This window comes from Prosthecobacter sp., assembly GCF_044232965.1.
In the GTDB taxonomy this organism is placed as follows: domain Bacteria; phylum Verrucomicrobiota; class Verrucomicrobiia; order Verrucomicrobiales; family Verrucomicrobiaceae; genus Prosthecobacter.
This window is the reverse complement of the sequence record NZ_JBIIKX010000010.1, coordinates 97,674-120,714: the sequence shown is the minus strand read 5'-3', so window position 1 is coordinate 120,714 and position 23,041 is coordinate 97,674. Positions and strand designations below refer to the sequence as shown.

Here is a 23,041-nt window from a genome sequence, read left to right as displayed (position 1 = left end):
TACTCCTTGACCTCCTCATGACCAAATTCCGCCCCTGCATTGACCTCCACGATGGCCGCGTGAAGCAGATTGTCGGCTCATCATTGCGCGATGATGGAACAGGACTGAAGACGAATTTTGTGAGCGATCGCGACGCGGCGTGGTATGCGGAGCTGTACAAGCGTGATGGACTGACCGGCGGCCACGTCATTTTGCTTGGCAAGGGCAATGAAGAAGCCGCGAAGTCGGCCACAGCGGCTTATCCGGGCGGTTTGCAGATCGGCGGCGGCATCCGGCCATGCAATGCGGCGGAATACCTCGATGCGGGGGCCAGTCATGTGATCGTGACGAGTTATCTCTTTGAAACCGACGGCACCTTCAGTGAAACGCGGCTGGAAAAGATGGTCGCGGCTGCTGGACGCGAAAAACTCGTGATCGACCTCAGTTGCAAAGCCACGGCGAAAGGCTGGACGGTGGCGATGAATCGCTGGCAGACGTTGACGACGCTGGACGTCACACCGGAGTCGCTGAAATGGCTCGCCGGGCACTGCTCAGAGTTTTTGATCCATGCGGTGGATGTCGAGGGCAAGTGCGAGGGCATCGACGAGGCACTGGTGAGCTTCCTGGGCGAGCATTCGCCAATTTCAATGACGTATGCGGGCGGGATTCGCCACCTGGATGACTTGAAACGCATGGACGAGCTGAGCCATGGCCGCGTGGACGGCACGGTGGGCAGCGCGTTGGATTTGTTTGGAGGCACCGGGGCCAAATACGACGAATTGGTGACCTGGAACCGGCGCACTGCCTGAGTTATGAAATCTGGAACGCGTAGAGCCCGCATTGTTGCAACTCTGGGGATGACGGTGATCATCTCGCTGCTTGTCGTCCGCTCTTTGCAGCCACCTATTTCTCCGGCCAAGCTGGCATTGCTTCATCCTGGCATGTCCGCATCAGACGTTCGACAGATTCTGGGTCCACCAGATCAAATTTTCCCAGGGGGCAAAAGCTACACGGTCAAGGGCAGACACTACATCAAAAGAGAGCAATGGTCGTATGCTCGGCGGTTTGCCTTTGCCTACATCAATGTCCACTTTGATACGAGCGGCGTGTTCACGCACCATAACTTCGAGACCTTTTGACTCCTCTTCACCCATGAAAATCATCCGCTACAACGACTCGCAGGGAAACATCGCACACGCCGCGCAACAGGCCGATGGAACGGCGCTTATCATTGAAGGCGACATCTTGGGTGAACATCGCGTGACGGATCGAAAAGCGGAGGTGGTGAAGCTACTCGCGCCGATCCAGCCGTTCGCGATCGTTTGCATCGGGTTGAACTACAAATTTCATGCGGAGGAGACAAAAGCGGCGATCCCGCAGCATCCGGTGGTGTTCATGAAGCTGCCGAATGTGATCCAGCATCCGGGCGACCCGATCCTGCTACCGACGCGTCTGAAGAGCGACCGAGTGGACTACGAATGCGAGCTGGCGGTCATCATTGGCAAGACGGCTAAGAATGTGAGCAAGGCGGACGCCTTGAAACATGTGCTGGGCTACACCTGCGCGAACGATGTGAGCGCCCGTGACTGGCAAAAGCAAGGTGGCGGCGGCCAGTGGTGCCGTGGCAAGAGTTTCGACACGTTTTGCCCGCTTGGGCCTGTGCTGGTGACAGCGGATGAGATTCCGAATCCAAACAGCCTCGCGATCAAGACGGTGCTCAACGGCGAGACGATGCAGGACCGGAACACAAACGACATGATCTTCGATGTGCCGACGCTGATCGAGTTCCTCAGTGGCAGCACCACGCTGATGCCGGGCACGGTGATACTCACTGGCACGCCTCATGGTGTGGGCATGGCCCGCACACCGCCGGTGTTCATGAAGGATGGCGATGTGGTAAGCGTGGAGATCGAAAAGATCGGCACGCTGACGAATCCGGTGCGGAATGAGGGCTGATCCGACCCCAGAAGTGTCAAATAAGGAAAACAGGAAGGTAGGAATTTTGCATTCCTGTCTTCCTCATTAAAACATGTGGAGAAAACTCAATCCTGCGCCTTCTCCAGCTCGCTGATCAAGCGCTCGTAGCGACGCAGCGGGCAAACTTCTTCGAGCAGAGCACGGAGTCCGGCCTTATGCCGCAAAAAGTGGAAGGCGATGATATCGCAGACGGTTTCGTCCTCGTCCATCTGCTCCAGCCCTTTGCGCAGCTTGTGCATGCTGTCACAACTGTCATTGGTGGGCAGAGGCAAAAGTTCGAGCGCCCGCAATTTCAACTCACGCAGCGTCTCGGGCAGCGCATGCTTCGCCACCAGCGGCTCCACCCGTGCGATGCGAAAGGGCTTCAACTGCTCCCAGCCGGTGATGCGCATGCGGTTCACTCCAAACAGCATGACCTGAGAGGTGCCGTCCGCATTTTTCATCGAGGCACGGATCAGTCCCGCCGTGACAACGGGCAGCACGTCGTCGTCGCCATCGCTCACCCCCACGCAGAACATGCGATCGGTGCGCAGCGCGTGGTCCAGCATGAGGCGATAGCGCTCCTCAAAGATGAACAGCGGCAGGTGGCAGCCCGGAAAATGGTAGCAGCCATCGAGCACCATCATGGGCAGCGTGCGTGGCAGCACGAATTGACTGGCGGAAAATGTCTTCGAGGAGATGTCCATGTATCAGATGCGACGGGATACGCCTGAATCTGCCCCATGGTTCGGTGTTTCCAGCCATGTGCAAGGAATCATCATTTGCCACGCCCCGCTGATCCTCTAGCCTCATGAAATGAGCGATCCCATCCGCACTCCCGAGAGCATCGAAACATCCTTTGCGCCCTTTCGTCAGAAAATGCAGGCGGCAGGCCTGAGTGAGTCCGCCATCCGCGCCTTTCGCGGCAGCTACACAGCCCTGCTGGCTGGAGAGACTGGGATGATTCCCGAAGCCACCATCGCACCCGCCAAGGATCTGCCATGCGCGGATGCGCTCAAGGCACCGACCGCGCATCGTGCCGCCGAACTGCTCCAGCAAACCGTGCTCATCAAGCTCAACGGCGGCCTAGGCACCGGCATGGGCCTGGAGAAAGCCAAGTCCCTGCTGCCGGTGCGGGGCACGGACACGTTTCTCGATTTGATCGCCCGGCAGATTCTTCGTCTGCGCGAGCAGACGGGAGGCGCGGTGCCGGTCTTCATGCTGATGAACAGCTTCAGCACCTCGGCAGACACGGCAGCGCATCTCGCAGCGCGCTTTCCCCAACTGGGCGGACGAGAAACGTGGGAACTGATGCAGAACAAGGTGCCCAAGGTTCTGGCCGGTTCGTTTGAGCCTGCCGCATGGCCAGCCAATCCCGATCATGAATGGTGCCCGCCCGGCCATGGCGATATCTATGCCTGCCTCGTTGGCTCAGGCTGGCTGGATCGCCTGCTTGGCAGTGGTGTGCGTTATGCCTTTGTGTCGAACTCCGACAACCTCGGTGCCACGCTCGATCCGGCCATCCTGGCGTGGTTCGCAGACAGCGGCATGCCGTTTGCGATGGAGGTCACCCGCCGCACCGAGTCAGATAAAAAGGGCGGACATCTCGCGGTCCGTCTGCGGGACGGTCGTTTCCTGCTGCGTGAGTCCGCGCAGTGTCCGAAGGAGGACGAGTGGCATTTTCAGAACGTCGATCTGCATCGCTACTTTAACACGAACAACCTGTGGATTGATCTCCAGGCACTCAAAGCCGCGCTCGAAGCGAATGACGGCCTCATTCCGCTGCCGCCGATCATGAACAAGAAAACAGTCGATCCACGCGATGGCAGCTCAGCTGCGGTCGTTCAGGTGGAGACCGCGATGGGCGCGGCCATCGAGTGCTTTCAGGGCGCGGGTGCCATCGAGGTCTCGCGCAGGCGCTTTGCCCCTGTGAAGACCACCAGCGATCTTCTGGCCGTGCGCTCAGACGCCTATGAACTCACCGAGGACTTCTGCCTGCGGCTGCACCCCGACCGCAACGGACAGCCGCCTCATCTGCACCTCGATTCAAAGCTCTGCAAACTGGTGGATGGCCTGGAACTGAACTTCCCGCACACGCCCAGCCTGCTGCGCTGCCGCAGCCTGCTGGTGCATGGCCCGGTCGAGTGCGGTCCTGGCGTCATCTTCAAAGGCGACGCCGTGATTCACAACCACACGAGCACACCCGTGAAGTTGCCAGCCGGCGAGCATGAAGGGAAGATCAGCCTGGACTGACATCGACTTGGACCCCAGCGCCGCAATTGCTCAAACAAAGATTGCAGCATGTCCTAGCACGGTGCGGTCATGCGTCTGGCTTGGGTTTGCGGCTTGCTCCTTTGATCCAAAAGCTACAGCGGCAGATGATCAACCCATCAAGTTAGCATTGAACACATTTTCAGGAATGTGGCCCTCGCGGTACAAATTCATCAGTGATTGATCCCACCGCTGATTCCCTTTGCATCTTAACGCATCAGCCAGCGAAGTGGCGCTACCATCATAGGCTCGGATGCCGGAGGACACAGGTTCGCTTGTGTTCTGCAAATATTCCGTGACCAAGACACGCCCCGCAAACCCAGTCAAAAGCCCTTGTGACAACACGAAAGTCATGGTTTCACCCAGGCGGTGAAGAATGCCTGAATGCTGCTCCTTGGGAAAAAATTCCAGAATTCGGTCAAAGGTTTTGACCGCGCCGCGGGTGTGCAACGTGGACAGGACAAAATGGCCTGTTTGAGCGGCTTCGATGCATGTTTCCATGGTCTGCCGGTCCCGGATTTCGCCAATCAAAATCAGATGTGGAGCCTTGCGAAGCACCTCCTTCAAACCGCTTTGATAAGACTTTGTATGCCGCCCCACCTCCTGCTGCGTGACCAGTGACGGACAGTAAACCTGCTGTCCAGGTTGATTCGGATCCTCCATCATGGAGTCGTACCGATATTCAATGGGATCTTCAATCGTCACGATATGCTTCTGGAAATTTCTGCGCACCCAGTCCAGCAAGGCGGCCAGAGTCGTGGACTTGCCTGAGCCTGTGGGGCCGGTGATCAACCCCAGTCCGAACCTGCGCTGAATCAGCTCCCGCAGGCTGTCTGCAATCATTGGCTCAATGCCCAGCGACTCAAGCTGGGAAATCTTGGCGCGAAGCCACCGGCAGGTAATTCCAAGGCCATGCTCACTCAGGTGAATTTGCACGCGCATGCGCACAGGAGCGCCCAGTACCCCCTGCTCGCAACTCATGTCAATCACCCGCTTTTCTTTGACCAAGTTCCACATTTTTTCCCCCGTGTTGGTCGTTTCAATGCCCGCCCAGACCTCCTCAGTCTGACTGGCAAACAATGCCTCCGCGATTTGTGAAACAACCCCCGGTTGCTGCATGCCTAAAGATTCGACCGTTTCCAATCCACGGTTGGTATGAACATAGATCAACCCGCCGGAGCGTATCTGGACATCGGATATCTCCCTGTCAGAATACATTGAGGCCAGTTCTCCAAAGAGGCCGGCGTGAGTTTTAGTTTCAGACATTTCGTATTTTTTAGCGGGTTCAAATCAGTCAGACAAGATTTCCTCAATCACGACAAGCCAGTTCATCTGGTGGACTGGCGGCAGTTCAGCAGGGCTTCGCAGCGGGGCAAGCTGGGCGTTGATCATCTCGGCATGCACTGCGTCGTCCGCTCCAGATTTGATGTCCAAGGGCTTCCAATTGGAAGCTCCGCCCGTGACGAGAGTGCCAAGTTGCCCGATGACTTCGATAGGCCGGGTGAATGAAGTGGTTCCCACCCTGACCTCCGCCGCAAAGATCGACATGGGCGGATAAAACTCAGAGCCGAGTGGCAGGCCTGACCCCGACGGCGCGGAGACTGCGACGTCGTTCAGGTCATCTCCCACATACACACGAAGAGGTGAGACGACGGACAGCCCACGGGTGAAGGCGGTCAGATCTTTGCCGGAACGCAAAATGACGCACATGTCCTCCTGAGTTGGAGAAGCGGTCTGTTCCCTGACCGTGGCATCCGCGCCTGCTGCCGCGGTTGCAGTGCTTATGTGGATGCTGCTGTTGATGGCGGTGGAGCCCCCTGCATAGGTCTGCAGCCAGGCGCTGAAAAGTGACGCGCGAAACGTAAGGCATGAGCGGTTGCTGTCCGTTAGCTCGGTTTGGAATGGTATCACGTCTCCACCTGCCTCAAAAATGTTGGGCCAGTTGTTTCCGCGCTCCAGAATCACCTCCATAGCCGTGCCAGAAGGGGACAAAAAGCGCACCCGAATGCGAACAGGCGTCTGGTTTTCATAACTCACCATTGAAAGCGCCTCGACCGTGACCGCACAACGCTGCGCGCCGATCGCGTAATTTTGCCACGTCGTGGGAGTCGGCGAACTAGGAGGCCGTTGCAGGAAAAGACTGCCGGGCTGAATCGGCAGGAAGGCCAGCCTGCCAGAGTTTGCCGCAAGGGCCACTGGCAGGCTGTCAGAGCCATTGTCAGCCTGCAACTGCTCTCTCACTCCCAGGGCATCAAAGGAGTTGCTAACACTCACGCCGCCAAGACTCACGCTGTCCGTGATGTCAATGCTGCTGCCTCCAGCCAGGCGACTGGCACCAAATGAACCTTCCACAGCAAGTTGTTTGGCATAGATTGTACCGTCAATGCTGATCTGGCTGCTGCTCCAGGTCGTTCCATCCTCGTGTCTGCCTATGGACGCGAACGTTGACGCCTCAATGGGCATCTGTGAGGGAATCTCATACAAGGATAGAATGTAATTCTTGGCCAGGCTTCGCGCGGAATTCCCGTAGTTCACCGTGAAGGCCCACCAATTGTGTTTGGCCACAAATGGCTGCCCTGGAGCCGCGTAGCCAAAACGCATGTTGGGATAGGGAATCAAGTTATAGAGCGGGTAGTTGGTGACATCTGCCAGCAGACCCGAATCCTGAGTGCCGTACTGCTTTTCGAGTGAGACGATGGGGCGTACGGCATCGGCCTCCTGAAGCGTCTGGCTCATGGCAAGCCTCGGTGGCACCTTCCCTGCGAAGGCGGGTTCTGAAAAAACGGACGCAAAAGCCGCAGTTCCAGGAGTCACGCGGTCCGCGACGCCACTGAGGGAGGTGATCCAGCTTTCGATCTGAACGCTGGAATGTCCGCCGACGTCCGCGTTGCGTGAGGCCGCCACCCCCAGACTCTCAGCCAGTTCAGGGCTCAGCCTTTCTGAGGCGGCCGACAGAGTGACCGCCTCTGAAAAGATTCGTTTCCAAGAATACTCCTCAGATTCCGCATGGTCCGCCTTCATGCATGCGATCGCTTTTCCTGGAAAAATGGCCACAATCGCCCGCATCAGCGAATCCTCGCGCTGCTGATAGTCCAGATTCAATTGTGCGAAGGACGCCTCGTCTTGGTTGATCAACATATGCCGAAAGAGCAGCGTCAGGCTCAAGATGATCAGAAGCGCCAGCAGCGTCACTGAGGGCAGTGCCGCAAAACCGGCACGGGATCGCGGGCTCCTCATCTTGCCCCCCCGCTGTAAGTGATCTCCTCACCGTTCGGCCCTTGCAGGGTGGCTGCAAGGATGCCTTCACTCGCGCTGAAAGTCGCGTCAGTGATTTTGTCACTGACAACCCAGGAGGTTTCAGACCCGTCCAGATGCAGTGTGTAGAATTTTAGCCGCGTGGTGCCACCGCTGCTGTCCACCGCGATAAGCCGTTCCTTGGTGGTCTGGTCTGTTGCATAAAAAAACAACCTCACAGCTTTCCCACCGCTCAGCATTGGAGCATCACCGGCGATGGCTGAGTCATGACTGGCATAAACAAAATAGTGGTCCGCCTGATTGAATATACGTCCAAGCAGCGAACCGATCTGCGGCGCGTCATTGGTCAGAAATTTCTGACGTTGAGCCATCTCCATAAACGTCAGATGCTGCTGCATGATCACCACAAGCGCGGTTGCCAGCACAAGCATCAATGAAATAGCGGTCGAAAGCTCCAGCAGAGTGAAGCCTGTGGCTCTGCGGTCAGGAAATGCCTGTTGGGGAGGGCTTTTCATTGCATGCGCAAGGTTGACCGGCTTTTCACATACTCCTTCTCTCCGATTTGATATTTCAAAACAGAATACAGCCGAAACACATTCAAATTGGCCTCGGAATCAGGGTCGCCGGGTATGTTGACCCGGAAGCGCGTCAGTGACGCCTGAACCACCCTGCCCCCCGGCATTTTCCCCAGGGTGACGTTTTGCTCTGAACGCGACGACCAGTCGGGCCAGGGAGAACTGTCGGCAATCACGTCCGCCAACGGAGTTCTATTTGAAAGGGCTGTCTCCCTGGTCATATAAGCATCGGTAAGTGTTTGCATCATCGTCCACTGGTTGCCTGAAATGGCCAGCAGGATGCCCTCATGATGAGCAGCGCCACGATCACCGCGAGTCCCAAGGCCAGGGACACCTCCATCAAAAGACTGCCCTGATGATCTTTTCTCCCCCAACGGGTCCATGGCTGGCAGTTTGCTCTCATGAAACCTGTTTTCGAGATTATGGGCTTGGTGAGGACGGCTTTTCATCCGAACTGATCTGCCCACGCGCGGAAATGATGCGATCCACCTGAAATGTCACATGAAACAGCCTTTCGGTAGTACGTCCGAAAAACGGGGTCTCGGTGATAATCTCAAGGGTGTAGGTGCCGTCACGGTAAGCATAATTGGAAAGATCGGTGATAGATATTTTTTGGGTCTGCGGGACATTCGTGGGTTCTTCGGCCAGATCAGGGTTGTAATGCCGTCCGTACCGCAGCTCGGTTCCACCGATAACGCTTCCCGCAGTGCCCAAAACAGCAGCCCCTTTATAAATCTGGGCGTATGTCCGTGAATCAGGGTATAGATGATTGAGGTTTAAAATAAGCGTCGGCAGTCGGTCGATGTAAAGCTTGCCGGCCTCGATGTTCTCGACCGTGGCAGTTGCCACAGGCCAGATTTCCACCTTGGGCTCGGCCAAGATGGTGGCGGGCACGCCATCGGAAGCATAACGAATGATTTTGTAGCTTTGCTCGCCGCATCCAAGCGAAGGGGAGGCTGAAGTAAGCTCGTGATACACCGGCCCGATGTTGTGAGTTCCGTTTTCCAAGTTGCTTTCCTGGATGAGATAAGAGCTCTGATTCAGGCCAGAATAACTGGTGGCATCATAATTGGTGCCATTGCAGGCGAAGTACACATATCTTTCGGCGTCATCATCGCCACCAGGCACCAGGCCGCTGACTGTGATGTTGACATTGAACGGACGGTCTGCCCGCGTGCGGCGAATCTGATTCGGACCGGATGCGTCGCCACGCACATACGGGTCTTCAGTTTCCACCTCGACGGTGGCAGCAGGGGCGTAGGTGCGCAGAAGTTTGGAGTCCAACAAATAAATCGTGGAGTCCCAGGCCGTGCCAGTCGCAAAGAGTTGGAAAAGGGAGCCCTGTTCACCAATCTCAAGCCCCGCCGAAAAGGAGTTGGTCGCTTTCGTGGCATCCAGCGGAATGTCATAGATCAGACCGCTGTCCAGCACCGTCTGCCTGACCCACGATTGAGGGGGGGCGCCCATCAGCAAATGGCCGCCACAAAGCAACGTGGGTAGCAGGAGGCGTTTTCTGATCATGGCCAAAATTACGCGTTTTCAACGATTACCCGGTTTGACCTGCTCCTCTTCCAAAATGCTGATCGGGTTGCCTCGATAAACCGATACCAAAAGTTTGGGGCTCTCCGTCAGATTCCTTATGATGGCTGAGGCCGCCTCCTTGTCTCCTTTGGCCATTTCAAGCGGCACTTCCCGCGATGCGAGCCATAGTTCATTACGTTTCAAAAAACTCGGCCACAGGAGAAAGCCTCCCGCTGGCGCGGCCACCACACGTTCGCGCAGTTTTTCCGGCAGGTTCAGGATGGCCCCATAAGGAACCACGGTGTGATTGTCGCCATCAAATAGGATGATGGAGTTGCTGTATGCCGACACATCAGGATTCGGACGCGAGTCCCCAACCGGCTTCAACTTCGCAGGCATGAAATCCTTCATTCGAGGCGCTTCCGCCATGAGTTCGCTCAGCTTTGCGTCAGAAATGACATCCCGCGCCTTGGACTCGGGCGAAACGTCACGCTGGGGCCGCTTGGTCTCTCCTGCGACACGAGCCCGCCCCCTTGGGGAGGCGGTCATGGGTTTGACAGGGGAAATCTTTGACGCGGCGACAGCATCTGGGCTATGGAGCTTCACGGAACGGCAAGACGGCAGCGTTGCCAGGGCAAAGGCCGCAAGAAGACAAACGCAACGAAACTGGGTATTTGAGTTCATGGCTTGGAAAGTTTACTCCCGGGTGATGGTGGCAACTCCCTCAGGTTTGACCCCGGGCTCGAGAAGCAGGAAATCCCCTGTGAGGAACCTGAGGGTGCCCACAGGCTTGGGCGGATCCTTTTGGTATTCCCCAAGAATGTTAAAGATACCATTCGCTTTCTTGGCACTGCCCTCCCCCGACCATTCGATGAAAATGGTGATCGGGGAATTGCTGGCCTTAAACACGACCGAGGGAGAGATGACCAAGGTCTGCAAGGGGGAGGCGTTAAAATCGGCAATATCCCTGAAATAGAGGCTGTCGGTGCGTTCTTTTTTGCTCGTGTTGTCATCGTAAACCGTGGCCTGTAAATGAAACTGTTTGTTATCGCCCGTGCCGCTGTTTCCCAAAGTGTCCCCCTTGGCTTCCAATCCCGTCATCACGAACTTGTAGGAATTGGTGAGTTGGAAATCAAACTTGAACGGAACTTTGGTCGAAATGACGGTGCCGGCAGGCACGCCTGGTCCACCCAGAAGAATGTCGGCAAATGCAGGGCTGGCTGCGGCAGTCAGAACAAGCAGCATGACAATAGAGAAATGCCTGTTGTTTTGGGGTTTCATCACAGTGGATGGTTTGGTTGGACTAACACGCGGGCTTTGCTGGGCGCCCGACTCGGAATTCCGCTGTGCATTAAATACGGCTTGGGCACTCCGTTGACAACTCATTTGTCCTCGAAGGATGACCTCAACAGATAGGCAAATCTCACTCATAAATAACTCTTTATCAAAACTTAAGAAGCAGCTCACTAAGAAGCAAGCACCGCCCCCCTCAAGCAGAGTGGCTGTAGTTTAAGACCCCAACCACCCGCCCTTCGTTGGATTTGCCGCCGAAATGAACCAACATTGCACAAGAATGGCCCAGTTCATCCATGCCATGCCTGCATCACCGCAAGAGAGGCCTCAAAAGACAGTTTGAGCGCAACATTTCCGCCTCTGCGGAGCATGAAAACCTGAATCCCGGTTGCAACGCCGTGACGTATGCCCATGATGAATTCCTCCCCACATGAGCGCTGTTTTTGACTCCCTTTCGCGATTTTACGCCTCCTCCATCGGCAAGAAGATTTTAGTGGCCCTGACCGGCCTCGTACTGATCGGATTCGTGTTCGGCCACATGATCGGTAATCTGCTGATCTTTGCCGGAAAAGACGCCATCAATGAATACGGGCATCTGCTCCAAACCGCGCTGCACGGCGGCGGTGTCTGGATTGCACGCATCGGCCTGCTCGCCGCAGTGGTGGTTCACATTGTGGCGACGATTCAGCTCACCAAGGCAAATCGGGCAGCTCGCAAGGATGCGTATGGCAAGCACAAGGCGCAGGTGAGTGGGAAGGCCTCTCACACGATGATCTGGAGCGGTCTGACCATTCTGGCTTTCATCGTCTATCACTTGCTGCACTTCACGGTGCGGGTGGGCAATGATTACGACACCTACAAGACCGTCCTGCACGGCGAAACGGTGCATGACGTGTACCGCATGGTGATCGCTGGCTTCTCCTGGGCACCGGCGTCGATTTTCTACATCATCGCCATGCTGCTGCTCTCCAGCCATCTGAGCCACGGTTTCAGCAGCCTCTTCCAGACGCTCGGCATCAGCACAGACAAGACCGAACCTCTCTTTAAGAAAGCCGGGTATGCCTTCGCCGGTCTGATCCTCGTCGGCAACTGTTCCATCGTCCTTGCCGTCTGGCTCGGCTACGTCCGCTAATCTTTTCCGCGATTCGCCATGTCACTCGATTCACACATTCCCTCCGGCCCGATGGCCATGAAGTGGTCCAAGCACAAGCAGGACTCGAAGCTCATCAATCCGAAGAACAAGCGTAAGTTTACCGTACTCGTCGTGGGCAGCGGCTTGGCCGGTTCCTCGGCAGCAGCGACGCTTTCGGAGCTGGGCTACAAGGTGAAATGCTTCTGCTTCCAGGACAGCGCCCGTCGTGCGCACTCCATCGCAGCGCAGGGCGGCATCAACGCTGCGAAAAACTACCAGAACGATGGCGACAGCGTGCATCGCCTCTTCTACGACACCGTCAAAGGCGGCGACTTCCGCGCTCGTGAGGCCAACGTCCATCGTCTGGCCGAGGTCAGCGTGAACATCATCGACCAATGCGTCGCTCAGGGCGTTCCCTTCGCCCGTGAATACGGCGGCATGCTGGCGAATCGGTCATTCGGCGGCGCGCAGGTAAGCCGTACGTTTTATGCTCGCGGTCAGACCGGCCAGCAGCTTCTGCTCGGTGCTTATTCCGCTTTGAATAAGGAAATTGCAGCCGGTGGCGTGCAGATGTTTCCGCGCACAGAGATGCTTGATGTCGTGACCGTGGACGGCCACGCGAAGGGCATTGTGACTCGCAATCTCGTCACGGGCAAAATTGAATCGCACGCGGGTGACGCGGTGCTGCTTTGCACGGGCGGTTACGGCAACGTTTTCTATCTCTCCACGAACGCGATGGGCTGCAACGTCACCGCGACGTGGCGTGCGCACAAGAAGGGCGCGTTCTTCGCGAATCCCTGCTACACGCAGATCCACCCGACCTGCATTCCGGTGAGCGGCGATTATCAAAGCAAGCTAACGCTCATGTCTGAGTCGCTGCGCAACGACGGACGCATCTGGGTGCCGAAAAACGCAGCCGATGTCGGCAAGCCCGCGGCACAAATCCCTGAAGCTGACCGCGACTACATCTTGGAGCGCAAATATCCGAGCTTTGGCAATCTCGCCCCGCGTGACATTTCCTCCCGCGCCGCCAAAGAAGCCTGCGATGACGGACGCGGCGTCGGCCCTGGCGGTCGCGGTGTCTATCTTGACTTTGCCGAGGCGATCCAGCAGTTCGGCCAGAAGACCATCGCCGAGCGCTATGGCAATCTTTTCGCCATGTATGAAAAGATCACTGGCGAAGACGGCTACAAGCAACCCATGCGCATTTACCCTGCCGTGCATTACACGATGGGCGGTCTCTGGGTGGACTACAATCTCATGAGCAACCTCCCTGGCCTCCACGTGCTCGGCGAGGCGAACTTCTCCGACCACGGCGCGAACCGTCTCGGTGCCTCCGCGCTCATGCAGGGTCTTGCCGATGGCTATTTCGTCATCCCGACGACCATCGCGAACTACCTCGTGCATCAAAAGCCCGGCAGCGTCACCAGCGAGCACCCTGAGTTCAAGAAAGCCGTCGCCGACTGCACCGCCCAAACGAAGCGTTTCCTCGACATTAAAGGCAAACGCAGTGTGGACAGCTTCCACCGCGAACTCGGCCTCCTTGTCTGGGACAAATGCGGCATGGCACGCGACCGCGCCGGCCTCACCGAGGCTCTCAAACGCATCCCCGAGTTGCGTGAGGAATTCCACAACAACGTCGTCGTCCCCGGCAGCGGCAACGCCTGCAATCCCGAGCTCGAAAAAGCCGGACGCGTGGCCGATTTCATGGAGTTCGCCGAACTGCTCTGCCTCGACGCCTTGAACCGCGAAGAGAGCTGCGGCGGTCACTTCCGCACCGAGCACCAATACCCCGATGGCGAGGCGAAACGCGACGACGAAAACTTCAGCTACGCCGCCGCCTGGGGATACACCGGCGACTTCGCAAAACCCGAACTCAACAAAGAGCCGCTGGCCTTCGAAGAAGTCCACCTCGCCGTCCGCAGTTACAAATAACGCCCTTTTCAACGTCCCATGTCCCAACTCAATCTTCACCTCAAAGTCTGGCGTCAGAACGCAGGCCAGCCCGGTCACTTCCAGGACATCGAAGCTCCGGACATCCCGGATCATGCCTCGTTCCTCGAAATGATGGACATCGTGAACGAGCGCCTCATTTCCAAAGGCCAAGATCCCGTCGCCTTCGACCACGACTGCCGCGAAGGCATCTGCGGCATGTGCTCCATGCAGATTAACGGCGTTCCGCACGGCCCCGAGAGGGCCACGACGACCTGCCAGCTCCACATGCGCAAGTTCCGCACCGGCGACACGATCTGGGTCGAGCCCTTCCGCGCGAAGGCCTTCCCGGTGCTCAAGGATCTCATGATCGACCGTGGTGCGTTTGATCGCATCCAGCAGGCCGGCGGTTTCGTCACCGTGCGCACGGGCGCGCCCCAAGATGCGAACGCCCTGCCCATTGGCAAAGAAGTCGCCGATGCGGCGATGGATGCGGCCGAGTGCATCGGCTGCGGTGCCTGTGTGGCCGCGTGCAAAAATGCCAGCGCCATGCTCTTCGTCTCCGCCAAGGCCGGTCAGCTCAATTCACTGCCCCAAGGCCAGCCAGAAAAAGACCGCCGCACACTCGGCATGGTCCGTCAGATGGACAAAGAAGGCTTCGGCAACTGCACCAACCAATACGAGTGCGAGGCTGCCTGCCCGAAGGAAATCAGCGTGCGCTGGATCACCAAACTCAACCGCGACTACGCGATTGCTGCTGTCAAAGACGCCTTTGGCAACTCGCCGAAGGTCGCTGGTGGCGGAGATTGATCGTTCCTCGCAGGATATCGATGCGCTCTCAAGGAGCGACCTCCGGGGGACGCACCGACATTTGTATCTTGAAGAATTTTTTGGAGGGTGCCGACGGAAGGGTGATGCCGCCTCCAAGGCCAATGCCACCTCCAAGGCCGATGATGATAATGCCACCGGTGCTGTCAGGCATGCTCCAGGTCACACGCTCTGTGAGGCCGTCTGGATTGGGCACCACGGTCTCAGACAGGTTTGTGACGGTCGACCAGCTTGAAAGGTCGGTGCTTGATTGCGGCTCAAATTTTAAGTCGGTGTCGATACCACGACGCCGGTCAAAGGACAGCACAGTGCTGCTCCAAAATGTCCCGGGTTGACGTGCTATTACGTCCATGACGGTGCTCGTGCTGAGCGGATGCGAGCCGCGAGCCATTTCCATGAAGTTGTTCATGCCGTCATGGTCTGGATCGCCAAGAGGGCCGATGTCCTCGGTTGATAAGCCGGAGACGAGCAACCCGGAACTCTGCTGCCACTCATCAGAAAGCGAATCCGAGTTTGCATCGGTAAGACGGACAAGGGTGATGATTAGCTGAGAGGTTTGGCCCACGGCATCGGAGGCTGTAACCGTTGCCTGGGCGCTGCCGCTTGCGGGCATGTTGATTTGGGAAGTCCAAGTGCCAGTCCAACCTTCCCCCGTCTGTTGGGTGATGGTGGAATTGAGAATTCCAGGCACAGTGGCCGAACAGCTCAATGCACCTGGTGAAGTTGCGTCGACATAACTTGCTCTGATCGAGATGACAGGGCGGCTGGACTGGATTTCACCCTGAACCGTGAGATTGGAGATGGTCAGAGCGGGCACATTGTCATCCTGTGTGGATGAGGTAAACGAACTCCACTCGCTTTCCACGGCGTGATCGTCCGCCCGACGGTTTTTCACGCGGTAGTAGAACGCCGTATCATCGGCCAGACCGGCAAAGAGATGGCTCGTGCCGGTGATCCAGCCGCTTTCCGCAAGGATTGAACTGAAACTCGAATCCGACGCCTGTTGAACCAGATAGGCTCCCGCACCCTCCACGCCTTGCCAGGCGACGGTGTTGGAGAGTCCTGCGGTGTAAGATGGCTCGGCGATAAAAACAGGCACGGCGAGAGGAAGCCTGCCAAGCTCAAAGCTGGCGCTGCGTCCTGTGGCAGAACCCGCCGCAGCCTGAAGCATCACGCCCGCCGAACTGGTTCCATCCAGCGTGAGATCCCCGGACCAAACGCCATTCACGAAGGAAGATGTCGTCAGAGGTGACACGCTGACCAAACGACCAAATTCGAGGCGAATATCCGGCCGCAAGGCGTAAGAGGGAGTCGGCGATGAATTCGCCCACGTCGTTGGCGGGCCGTAAGAACTGCTCGTCGTACCAAACTGCATGGCACGGGAGCCGGAAGCATACGTCTCCATGCAGAGCAGGGATTGTGAGGGTGCGTCATTGGCGAAACTGACGTCCACAAGCAACGAGGAGACGCCGTCATAATCAAACGGAACCAACAGTGGTATGAGCACCCAACCCATTGAGAGTGGCATCCAGGGGCCGCTGCGCACCGTCGTCCACCCGGAGGATTCCCATGTGGCCGCGGGATAAAGCGTGAGGCTTGTGTGCTTCAGGCGGATCGTGAGGTCATCAAAAGCACGCGGCGGCAGACTGGCGAGATTCAGGGAGATCGCAGTGAGCTTTCCGGCGGCCCCCACCTCAAAACTTCTCAGGAGAATCTGAGAACGAGCGTGTGTGAAGGCGGTGTTCAAAACAGGATTGGAACCGCCGAAACTGGAACCACCGCCGATCTGGGCTTCGCGCTGCGAAGCATGAGCACTGAGACCAGTTGTGCCATTGAAACTGGTGATGGCGTTGCCAAAGAGATCGAAAGCACGGATTTGGGCCGTGAACGGGGCGTTTTGAAGCACCGTCGAAGGAACTCCAGACCATTGAAATCCCCCAACTTCACCCGCCACAACCTCGACAGGCAGCGCGGTGGCCGTGATGCTGCCCAGGGTGGCCGTGAGCGTCGTCGTGCCCGCCTGAAACAGCCGCATCGCCACAGCGCCCGTCCCCGTTTGGCTGAGCGGAGAAAGAGGACGACCTCCAGCGCTGAAAGTGATCTGCCCGTTATAGGCCAGCGGATCTCCATCGATGGTCTGCGCCGTTATCTCTGTGTTCAAAACAGCTCCAGCCGTCACCGGCCCGCCAACGTTTCCCCATACCAGAGCACCCACTTCATTGTCACGAATGATTGCTGCCTTGGTGGCCGTGGTGAAACCTGGCGCGGAGGCTGTGAGGGTCAAGTTTTGCGCCCCATCGACGAGGTCGTCATCAATGATTTTCAAATACACCGTGACAGATTCGCTGCCGGCCGGGACGGTGACTTGGGACTGCTCAAACTCCATTTCTGTAATGTCAGAACTGGACAGGCTAACGGTGAGCGGGGCAACCAGTGTGCCACCAAACGTGAGATACAGTCCCAAGCCCGCACCGGCACTTTCACGCACTTCCACAGGGTAGCTCATGAAATCCAGCGCCGGAACTTCATTGTCTTGGACAACAAGCGCGGCAGTGGCTGCCGACCACCCAGGCACGGTGGCGGTGAGCGTTACCGCCTTGTCACCATCCAAAAGGGAGTTGTCATTCACACCGAGACCAAAGGTTACCGAGGTCTGGCCAGCCGGGATTGTGACGAGGGCGCTGGTTGTCGTCGAGTAAACCACGCCGAGCACTGTGGGATGATTCGAACTTACGAGCACCTCTAGCGGCGTTGGCAGAGCCTGACCGATGCTCAGCAAACCCGCTGTGGACAGATAGCCCGCGTTTTCAGCCAGCGTTGCGGGTACGGAGAGCGTAATGACGGTGCTCTGGACATCTGTCACCCAAGTGGTCGCCGTCGTGGAGCTGAACAAATTCGCCGAACCGGTAATGGTGACCTTTTTAGGCCCTGTGAGGGACGGGTCAGAGATCGGGGTGATGTCAAAACTGGCCGTCAACGCCCCGGCTGGAATGATCACCGTGGCAGGAATCTGCAAAGCAGTTGGATGTGAGGACACCAGATTCACCGTTAATGGAGAGGACTCCGGTCGCGGGATGCTCACACTGCCACCGGCGATCATTGTGTTTCCATTTTCAGCCAGGCTCTCAGGCAGGGTGACCGTGACCGGCGGCGGCGGAATGAAGCCGGCATGTTCACTGAAGACCAATTGGGTGGACGAGGCAGTGACAAGTCCATAATCACCCCAGCGGAAGATGCCGCCATAAGCATCTCCGCGTTGAGAGCCATAAAACCAATTCTTCTGGGAGATGCCCGAAGGAGCAGAGATGATGTCCGTGTTGAGCTTTCCTGCATATGCGTCGAGCCAGTAAAGCCGGTTCAACGATGGATCAGGCACAGCGCCCTCCACCTGCGCACCGCCGAACGGAGGTGGCGTCCCATAGAGTGCCGTCGCCGTGTCTGAGAGCAGCGAAATGCGGTACTTGTGGTAGAAACATGTGTCGGTCGAATAATGCAGCACACCATGGAGTTCACCTGCAAGCGCCACCTCCCGCTGAAGGAACAGCCCGGAGGTTCCCAGCGTGTAGCGCATGAGCTTCGAACTCTGGTAGTTCACAAAACGCACGCCCAGCACACGCCCGGCACCACCCGTGACGGCTTGATTGCATGCTGCCGCGGTATCCGGCAATATCGCACCGCCCTGGATGGCACATAACGGAGCCAAGTCCCCTGAATACCCCGCTTCCTGACGGGCCACGAGAAGCGTCTCCACCGCGGCTTCCTCCGCCACGGCGAGGTCGATGGGCTTCATGGGCCGTCCGTCGGCACTCGTACCCACCGAACGTTCCGGTTCCCAAGCTTGAGCATTCAGCGCGCGACTCACGATCGTTCCCCGGTTGCCCAAGCCAACATGAATGCGTCCATCTTTGACGGCAAAACAGCTTCCCATCGCAGGAACCGCATGGAAAGAAGTGATGCGCTGCTGTTCCGGCTGCATTTCCACCACCTGACCGGCCCAGTAGCTCACCCGACCGTCCCAGAAGTAGCTTTCGGCCGTCGAACCGAGCAGCGAGAACAACCTCCGGCTCGCCTTGTCGTAACGTGTTTGAAGATTTTGGGGCAGTTGTTGCGCCATCCATGTGTTCCCGCCATGTCCGAGGCTGCCAAGCTGGATGGCATGCGTGTTGTTGGTCGTGCTCGACTCGGTCGTCGAGCAACTTGCCGTCGCGGTGACTGCGGTGACGCCCGCAGGCCATGACGAGAGCTGGATGGTCACCGTGGCCTGTTCATCTGGTGCCAGATCACCGAGGGCCACGCTCACATCCCCTCCACTGAGCTGCACGCTCCCCAGCGTGCTCGTGACCTGGCCTGCGGTTGCCACCGGCATGCCGCTCCAGTTCAACTGCGTGGAAGCCGCCGTGGCACGCCCGGCATTCCGTACCAGCACTGAGAAGGAAACAGGCTGTCCTTGCACCAGATAAGAAGGTCCGGGCATCTGGCGCACCACGAGATCCGCCTCCTCCGGCTTGGGAACCATCCGCCAGTCGCGAAAACGGAGGCCTTCCGGTTTGCAGAGAGCAATCCGGTCTCCGCAGAGCACGAGGGTAGACGTGCCGCTCTCCGGCGGGTCACGCTCCTCCACGGCAGCCATCGTGCGGGCATCGAGCACCACGACACGCTCATCACTGGAGCTGTTTCCAATGGTCATCACCATGCGGTCAGAAGCCGCATCATAGTCCCCGGCGCTGCCATAATTGAAAAGCGACCCGTTTTGCAGGCGGGTAAAAGCATCGAACCAATAGATGTCGATGAGCAACAACCGGCCCTTCCTCCGAAAGGTGTGGCTGCCGTTAGGCGTCGGAAATGTGCCCATGCTTTGCGGAGCGCTGATAGTCGAACCGGAGACCTGAAAGCGCTGCATCGTGCAGGGACTGCTCAGTTGATCGGACAGCGCGAACCATTCGCCATCCGTATTCCCCGGCACAATCAGGGCGGTGCCGGCCTCCTGGGCTGTTGAGGCGATGAGCACGCCGTTTTCAAAAACCTGGTAGCTTTTTACGCCGCCGATGGAAGACAGGGTCACTGTTGCCACTCGTCCCGGTGCTCCGGGCAGGGCGGCCACCGAATAAAACACCTTCTCTCCGTTCGCATCCGTGCCGGCCGACCAATCTGCCACCACCGAACCGGAAGCCAAATTCACCTGGGCCAGTCTTTTGCCGCCATCGTGACAAACATACAACTGACTCCCAGCCGATGCGCAGTCCATGCGGTCTCCCATCAGGCTCGTGGTGGTTGTGACGACGATCGGCGCTTCGAGTGCACCCGTGGCCGGGTTTACCGGTGTGATACTTCCACCCGTAATGCAAAAAAGCCGGTCGCTGGCCAAATCATAAACTCGTGCCGTGTGAGCGAGTGTCACGTCCACATCAGCCCGGGCCGACGTCATGCCAAGAGCATGGGCAGAAAGCCAGATTAGAACGGTTCGACGCATGAAAATTGCCTATCATGAACGGCATTCGGCATCCATACAAATCCACACTTCTGTCACTGACCTATGGGGCATCCGCCACGTTGGAGCAGACGCCATTTCTACCCCGAAGTCACGAGCGGCATCAAATGAATTATTTATGGACTCACTGCGGCTTGGTGGGCGGGACGTCTTCCTTCTTTTCCGGCTCAGATTTCCCGTCTTCTGGGGGACGACGGAAGCCATCCCTGCCATCCCTGCCATCCTTGGACTCCGACTTCTCACGGAATTTCATGAACTCCTGGCCCGCGACTTCGCGGTAGGTGTCGCGCAGCTTTTTGAAGGCTTCCATCCGTTGGTCCGGCGGCAGTTGTTCCAGTCTGGCCAGCGCCTCTTTCACACGCGGCAACTGCATGATGCGATCATGAAAGCGGCGAGTTTCCTCACGGCGTTCCGGTTTGGACACGGACATCATCTCAGCTCCGAGACGGATCGCAGCCATGCGCCCGAATTCTGGCGAATCAGGCTTTGGCATTTCCGGCAGACCGCGCTGATCCATGGGGAAGGGCGGTTTGATCTTCTCCAGAATGCCCACGACCTCGGGATCAATCTCCTTGAGCGCCTTGTGCAACGTGTTGCGCATCTCCTCGTTCGCCTTCATCGCCTCGTCGCGTGATGCGATGACCTCAGGCCGCTGCCAGGCTTTTTCAAAGGCCGCGCGCACCTTGCTGCGTTCTTCCTCGGACAGCTTTTCAAATCCCTCAAAGCCGCGCGACGGCTTCCCGCCCATGCCGGGCATCATGCCAGGAGGCCCACGGCGCTCACCATCGCGGAAAGACGGCCCCTCGCCCGGTTTCGGTGAAGATGGCTTGGTGTCTTCCGACTGAGCAACAGCAGTCGTGATGAGGGCTAAAAACAAGGCCAAGGGGCGCATGGCGGGCATGTTCCGCCGCTGCGTTGGTTTGGCAACTTCATAGCTGGGCTCGGTTTTCATCTCCTCATTAAAACTGTCCTCGGACCCAAAAGTTGCGCTCACTTGAGCCGCTCCAGCTTCAGCAAGGGAGCCGCAGGCGAAGCAAACTGGGCCACATACAGGTTCCCATCCGCATCCACCGCCACGCCATGCGGATGAATGAAGGTCTTCCCATCACTTTTCATCGGCTGCAATGCACCATTTTCATACACGGCAGGCGGCCCGCCAATGTTCGAGACGACCTTCCACTGCGAATCGACGATGGAGATGAATCCCGCCGCGTTTTTATCCTTCGGCCAGTTGTCACCGAGATGCGGAATGATCGTGTGCTGGCCGAAAAGCACGATGTCACGCGGATTCCCGCCGGGAAACGGCCTCTGGTCAATGAATCGGCCCTCCGGCGTGAAGCGGCGGATTTCCTGCTGGTCGCTCATGCCAATGACCACACGCGGCGTGCCATCGCGATCATCAAACGCGCCACCGTGCGGACCCCAGTGCTTCAGTTGGTCCTTCGGATCGCCAAGATTGCCACCCCAGGCACGCAGCAGCGATCCATCCGGCTTGTAGTGGAAGATGTAATCCTTCCCATAGCCATCAAAGACCGCGAACTCGCCATTGGGGAAGTGAATCGTCTTCGAGGGCCGGTATTCCTTCGCATCGGCATGCAGCTTCGCTGTTTTCGGCCATGGGAAGACCGCCAACTCCTCGCCATCGAGCGTCACCTTGCGCACTTCATGCAATTGTGTGTCGGTGATGAACAGCACCTCGCGCTCACCCTCCTTCACCAGGCTCATCCCGTGCGCTCCTGGCATGCGGGCCGTCCAGTGCTTGATCAACGCGCCGGTCTTCGAGTCGAGAATGATCACATTGTTCCGCGCATCATCCGTGAGGAAGAACAACCGCCCTTGCGAGTCGATGACCACCGCGTGGCCGTTTTTCACATTCACCTGCGCCAAAGCCTCACGTCCCCAGTTGGGAACCACTCGATAGCGAAATTCGCCCTGACCAAGGATGTCCTCGGCCAGAACGGCGGTGTTCAGGAGACAAACGGCAAGCAGGACGGCGAAACGGATCATGCGCCCATCCAATCATGTCGCCGCGCCTCCCGCAAGAACGCTGCACACACGATTTGCCTACCGCTTGATTGGCTGTCAGTGTCCGCGCATGCCGTTTCTGCTCATTGGTCTCGCTCTCTTCGCCGGTCTCGCCCTCGTCCGCTGGGCGCAGGCGCGGCATGCGGGCATGATGCTCAAAGGTTCGCGCGTGAACGCCCCCACGGCGCACACCGGTGGAGAGATCGCCCTCGTCTTCCTCAAATCCGAGGGCATCGACGATGTGCAGATCGTCGAGCATGACGCACTGGTCACCAATTACTTCGATCCCGCCCGCCGCCGCCTGTTTCTGCGCAGCGAAGTGGCCCGTGGCACCACCCTCACCGCGTGGTCCATCGCCCTGCACGAGGCCGCGCACGCCTTGCAAACCGGCGACAGCCTCGGCGAACTTAAATGGCGGCAAAGCTGCATCCGCATGAGCCGCTACCTGCCCACCCTGGCCGTGCTGGTCATCACCGGGATGACGCTTTTCAAAGTGCTCATGCCACGCTACGCCATCTTCATCGCCGCCGGTGTGCTGCTGCTCCTTTTACTGCTGAACCTCGGTAGCGTGCCCACCGAGCTCAACGCCAACAAGCGCCTCCGCCGCTTCCTGGAGGAACACCTCAAAAATCACGGCCAGGCGCACGAGCGCCTCAACGAACTGCTCTTCTGCATGGCTATCCGCGAAACCGGCGACCTGCTCAGCTCTCCGCGCTACTTCTTCCTCAGCGCCCTGCCCGGCACGGGAAAATCGCGGCCTTCGTAAGGCGACGTGCGGCACGTCGT

General features: G+C 58.0%; 19 protein-coding genes and 1 pseudogene. 8 read left to right on the top strand and 12 right to left on the bottom strand.

All coding sequences use genetic code 11. From position 1 onward, the window contains the following. The first annotated feature begins 17 nt into the window (after window positions 1-17). Genes hisA through ACILSI_RS06730 form a run of 3 tightly spaced genes read left to right on the top strand, consistent with a single transcriptional unit; the run spans window position 18 to window position 1,935 of the window. On the top strand, window positions 18-788 hold the full coding sequence (gene hisA / locus ACILSI_RS06740; RefSeq protein WP_395721090.1) for a phosphoribosylformimino-5-aminoimidazole carboxamide ribotide isomerase: 771 nt from the start codon (window positions 18-20) through the stop codon (window positions 786-788). A 3-nt stretch (window positions 789-791) separates the two neighbouring features. After that, window positions 792-1,118 (top strand): hypothetical protein, encoded by a 327-nt coding sequence (locus ACILSI_RS06735; RefSeq protein WP_395721089.1) that lies wholly within the window; start codon window positions 792-794, stop codon window positions 1,116-1,118. 13 nt (window positions 1,119-1,131) lie between these two features. Beyond that, window positions 1,132-1,935, top strand: a complete 804-nt coding sequence (locus tag ACILSI_RS06730; RefSeq protein ID WP_395721088.1) for a fumarylacetoacetate hydrolase family protein — start codon at window positions 1,132-1,134, stop codon at window positions 1,933-1,935. An 86-nt stretch (window positions 1,936-2,021) separates the two neighbouring features. On the opposite strand, the gene ACILSI_RS06725 is transcribed toward ACILSI_RS06730, so the two are convergent. Continuing rightward, entirely contained in the window at window positions 2,022-2,642 is a 621-nt protein-coding gene (locus ACILSI_RS06725) for an LON peptidase substrate-binding domain-containing protein (RefSeq protein WP_395721087.1), read from the bottom strand. Window positions 2,643-2,751: 109 nt separating this feature from the next. Between ACILSI_RS06725 and ACILSI_RS06720 the strand changes: the two genes are divergently transcribed. Beyond that, window positions 2,752-4,188 carry a UTP--glucose-1-phosphate uridylyltransferase gene (locus ACILSI_RS06720; protein ID WP_395721086.1) on the top strand — a complete coding sequence of 479 codons (1,437 nt, stop codon included), beginning with the start codon at window positions 2,752-2,754 and terminating at the stop codon, window positions 4,186-4,188. A 129-nt stretch (window positions 4,189-4,317) separates the two neighbouring features. Here ACILSI_RS06720 and ACILSI_RS06715 read toward each other — a convergent pair whose 3' ends face one another. From ACILSI_RS06715 to ACILSI_RS06685, 7 genes are all read right to left on the bottom strand, one after another. After that, window positions 4,318-5,472 carry a type IV pilus twitching motility protein PilT gene (locus tag ACILSI_RS06715; RefSeq protein WP_395721085.1) on the bottom strand — a complete coding sequence of 385 codons (1,155 nt, stop codon included), beginning with the start codon at window positions 5,470-5,472 and terminating at the stop codon, window positions 4,318-4,320. A gap of 24 nt (window positions 5,473-5,496) precedes the next feature. Then, window positions 5,497-7,371, bottom strand: a complete 1,875-nt coding sequence (locus ACILSI_RS06710) for a hypothetical protein (RefSeq protein ID WP_395721084.1) — start codon at window positions 7,369-7,371, stop codon at window positions 5,497-5,499. A 68-nt stretch (window positions 7,372-7,439) separates the two neighbouring features. After that, on the bottom strand, window positions 7,440-7,976 hold the full coding sequence (locus ACILSI_RS06705; RefSeq protein ID WP_395721083.1) for a type II secretion system protein: 537 nt from the start codon (window positions 7,974-7,976) through the stop codon (window positions 7,440-7,442). Further along, a complete protein-coding gene (locus ACILSI_RS06700) occupies window positions 7,973-8,485 on the bottom strand; it encodes a hypothetical protein (RefSeq protein ID WP_395721082.1) in 513 nt (170 codons plus the stop codon). Before ACILSI_RS06700 ends, ACILSI_RS06705 begins: the two co-directional genes overlap by 4 nt. Continuing rightward, window positions 8,457-9,557: a hypothetical protein gene (locus tag ACILSI_RS06695; RefSeq protein WP_395721081.1), complete on the bottom strand. Its 1,101-nt coding sequence runs from the start codon at window positions 9,555-9,557 to the stop codon at window positions 8,457-8,459. The genes ACILSI_RS06700 and ACILSI_RS06695 overlap by 29 nt, the downstream gene beginning before the upstream one ends. A gap of 18 nt (window positions 9,558-9,575) precedes the next feature. Then, window positions 9,576-10,241, bottom strand: a complete 666-nt coding sequence (locus ACILSI_RS06690) for a hypothetical protein (protein ID WP_395721080.1) — start codon at window positions 10,239-10,241, stop codon at window positions 9,576-9,578. 12 nt (window positions 10,242-10,253) lie between these two features. Further along, a complete protein-coding gene (locus tag ACILSI_RS06685) occupies window positions 10,254-10,838 on the bottom strand; it encodes a hypothetical protein (protein WP_395721079.1) in 585 nt (194 codons plus the stop codon). 442 nt (window positions 10,839-11,280) lie between these two features. On the opposite strand from ACILSI_RS06685, the gene ACILSI_RS06680 reads away from it, so the two are divergent. The 3 genes from ACILSI_RS06680 to ACILSI_RS06670 are packed head-to-tail and all read left to right on the top strand — an operon-like array spanning window position 11,281 to window position 14,724. After that, complete coding sequence (locus ACILSI_RS06680) at window positions 11,281-11,982, top strand: succinate dehydrogenase cytochrome b subunit (RefSeq protein ID WP_395721078.1); 702 nt, start codon at window positions 11,281-11,283, stop codon at window positions 11,980-11,982. An 18-nt stretch (window positions 11,983-12,000) separates the two neighbouring features. Beyond that, complete coding sequence (locus ACILSI_RS06675) at window positions 12,001-13,917, top strand: fumarate reductase/succinate dehydrogenase flavoprotein subunit (protein WP_395721077.1); 1,917 nt, start codon at window positions 12,001-12,003, stop codon at window positions 13,915-13,917. Window positions 13,918-13,935: 18 nt separating this feature from the next. After that, a complete protein-coding gene (locus ACILSI_RS06670; RefSeq protein WP_395721076.1) occupies window positions 13,936-14,724 on the top strand; it encodes a succinate dehydrogenase/fumarate reductase iron-sulfur subunit in 789 nt (262 codons plus the stop codon). 28 nt (window positions 14,725-14,752) lie between these two features. Here the strand turns inward: ACILSI_RS06670 and ACILSI_RS06665 are convergent, their stop codons facing one another. From ACILSI_RS06665 to ACILSI_RS06650, 4 genes and pseudogenes are all read right to left on the bottom strand, one after another. Next, complete coding sequence (locus tag ACILSI_RS06665; protein ID WP_395721097.1) at window positions 14,753-18,856, bottom strand: hypothetical protein; 4,104 nt, start codon at window positions 18,854-18,856, stop codon at window positions 14,753-14,755. Window positions 18,857-18,952: 96 nt separating this feature from the next. Continuing rightward, window positions 18,953-19,216, bottom strand: a pseudogene (locus tag ACILSI_RS06660) (hypothetical protein); the annotation flags it as partial. A 1,138-nt stretch (window positions 19,217-20,354) separates the two neighbouring features. Continuing rightward, entirely contained in the window at window positions 20,355-21,182 is an 828-nt protein-coding gene (locus tag ACILSI_RS06655; protein ID WP_395721075.1) for a hypothetical protein, read from the bottom strand. A gap of 38 nt (window positions 21,183-21,220) precedes the next feature. Beyond that, a complete protein-coding gene (locus ACILSI_RS06650; RefSeq protein ID WP_395721074.1) occupies window positions 21,221-22,237 on the bottom strand; it encodes a hypothetical protein in 1,017 nt (338 codons plus the stop codon). A gap of 88 nt (window positions 22,238-22,325) precedes the next feature. Here ACILSI_RS06650 and ACILSI_RS06645 point away from each other — a divergent pair, with 88 nt between their 5' ends. Continuing rightward, on the top strand, window positions 22,326-23,021 hold the full coding sequence (locus ACILSI_RS06645) for a zinc metallopeptidase (RefSeq protein ID WP_395721073.1): 696 nt from the start codon (window positions 22,326-22,328) through the stop codon (window positions 23,019-23,021). Window positions 23,022-23,041 lie beyond the last annotated feature (20 nt).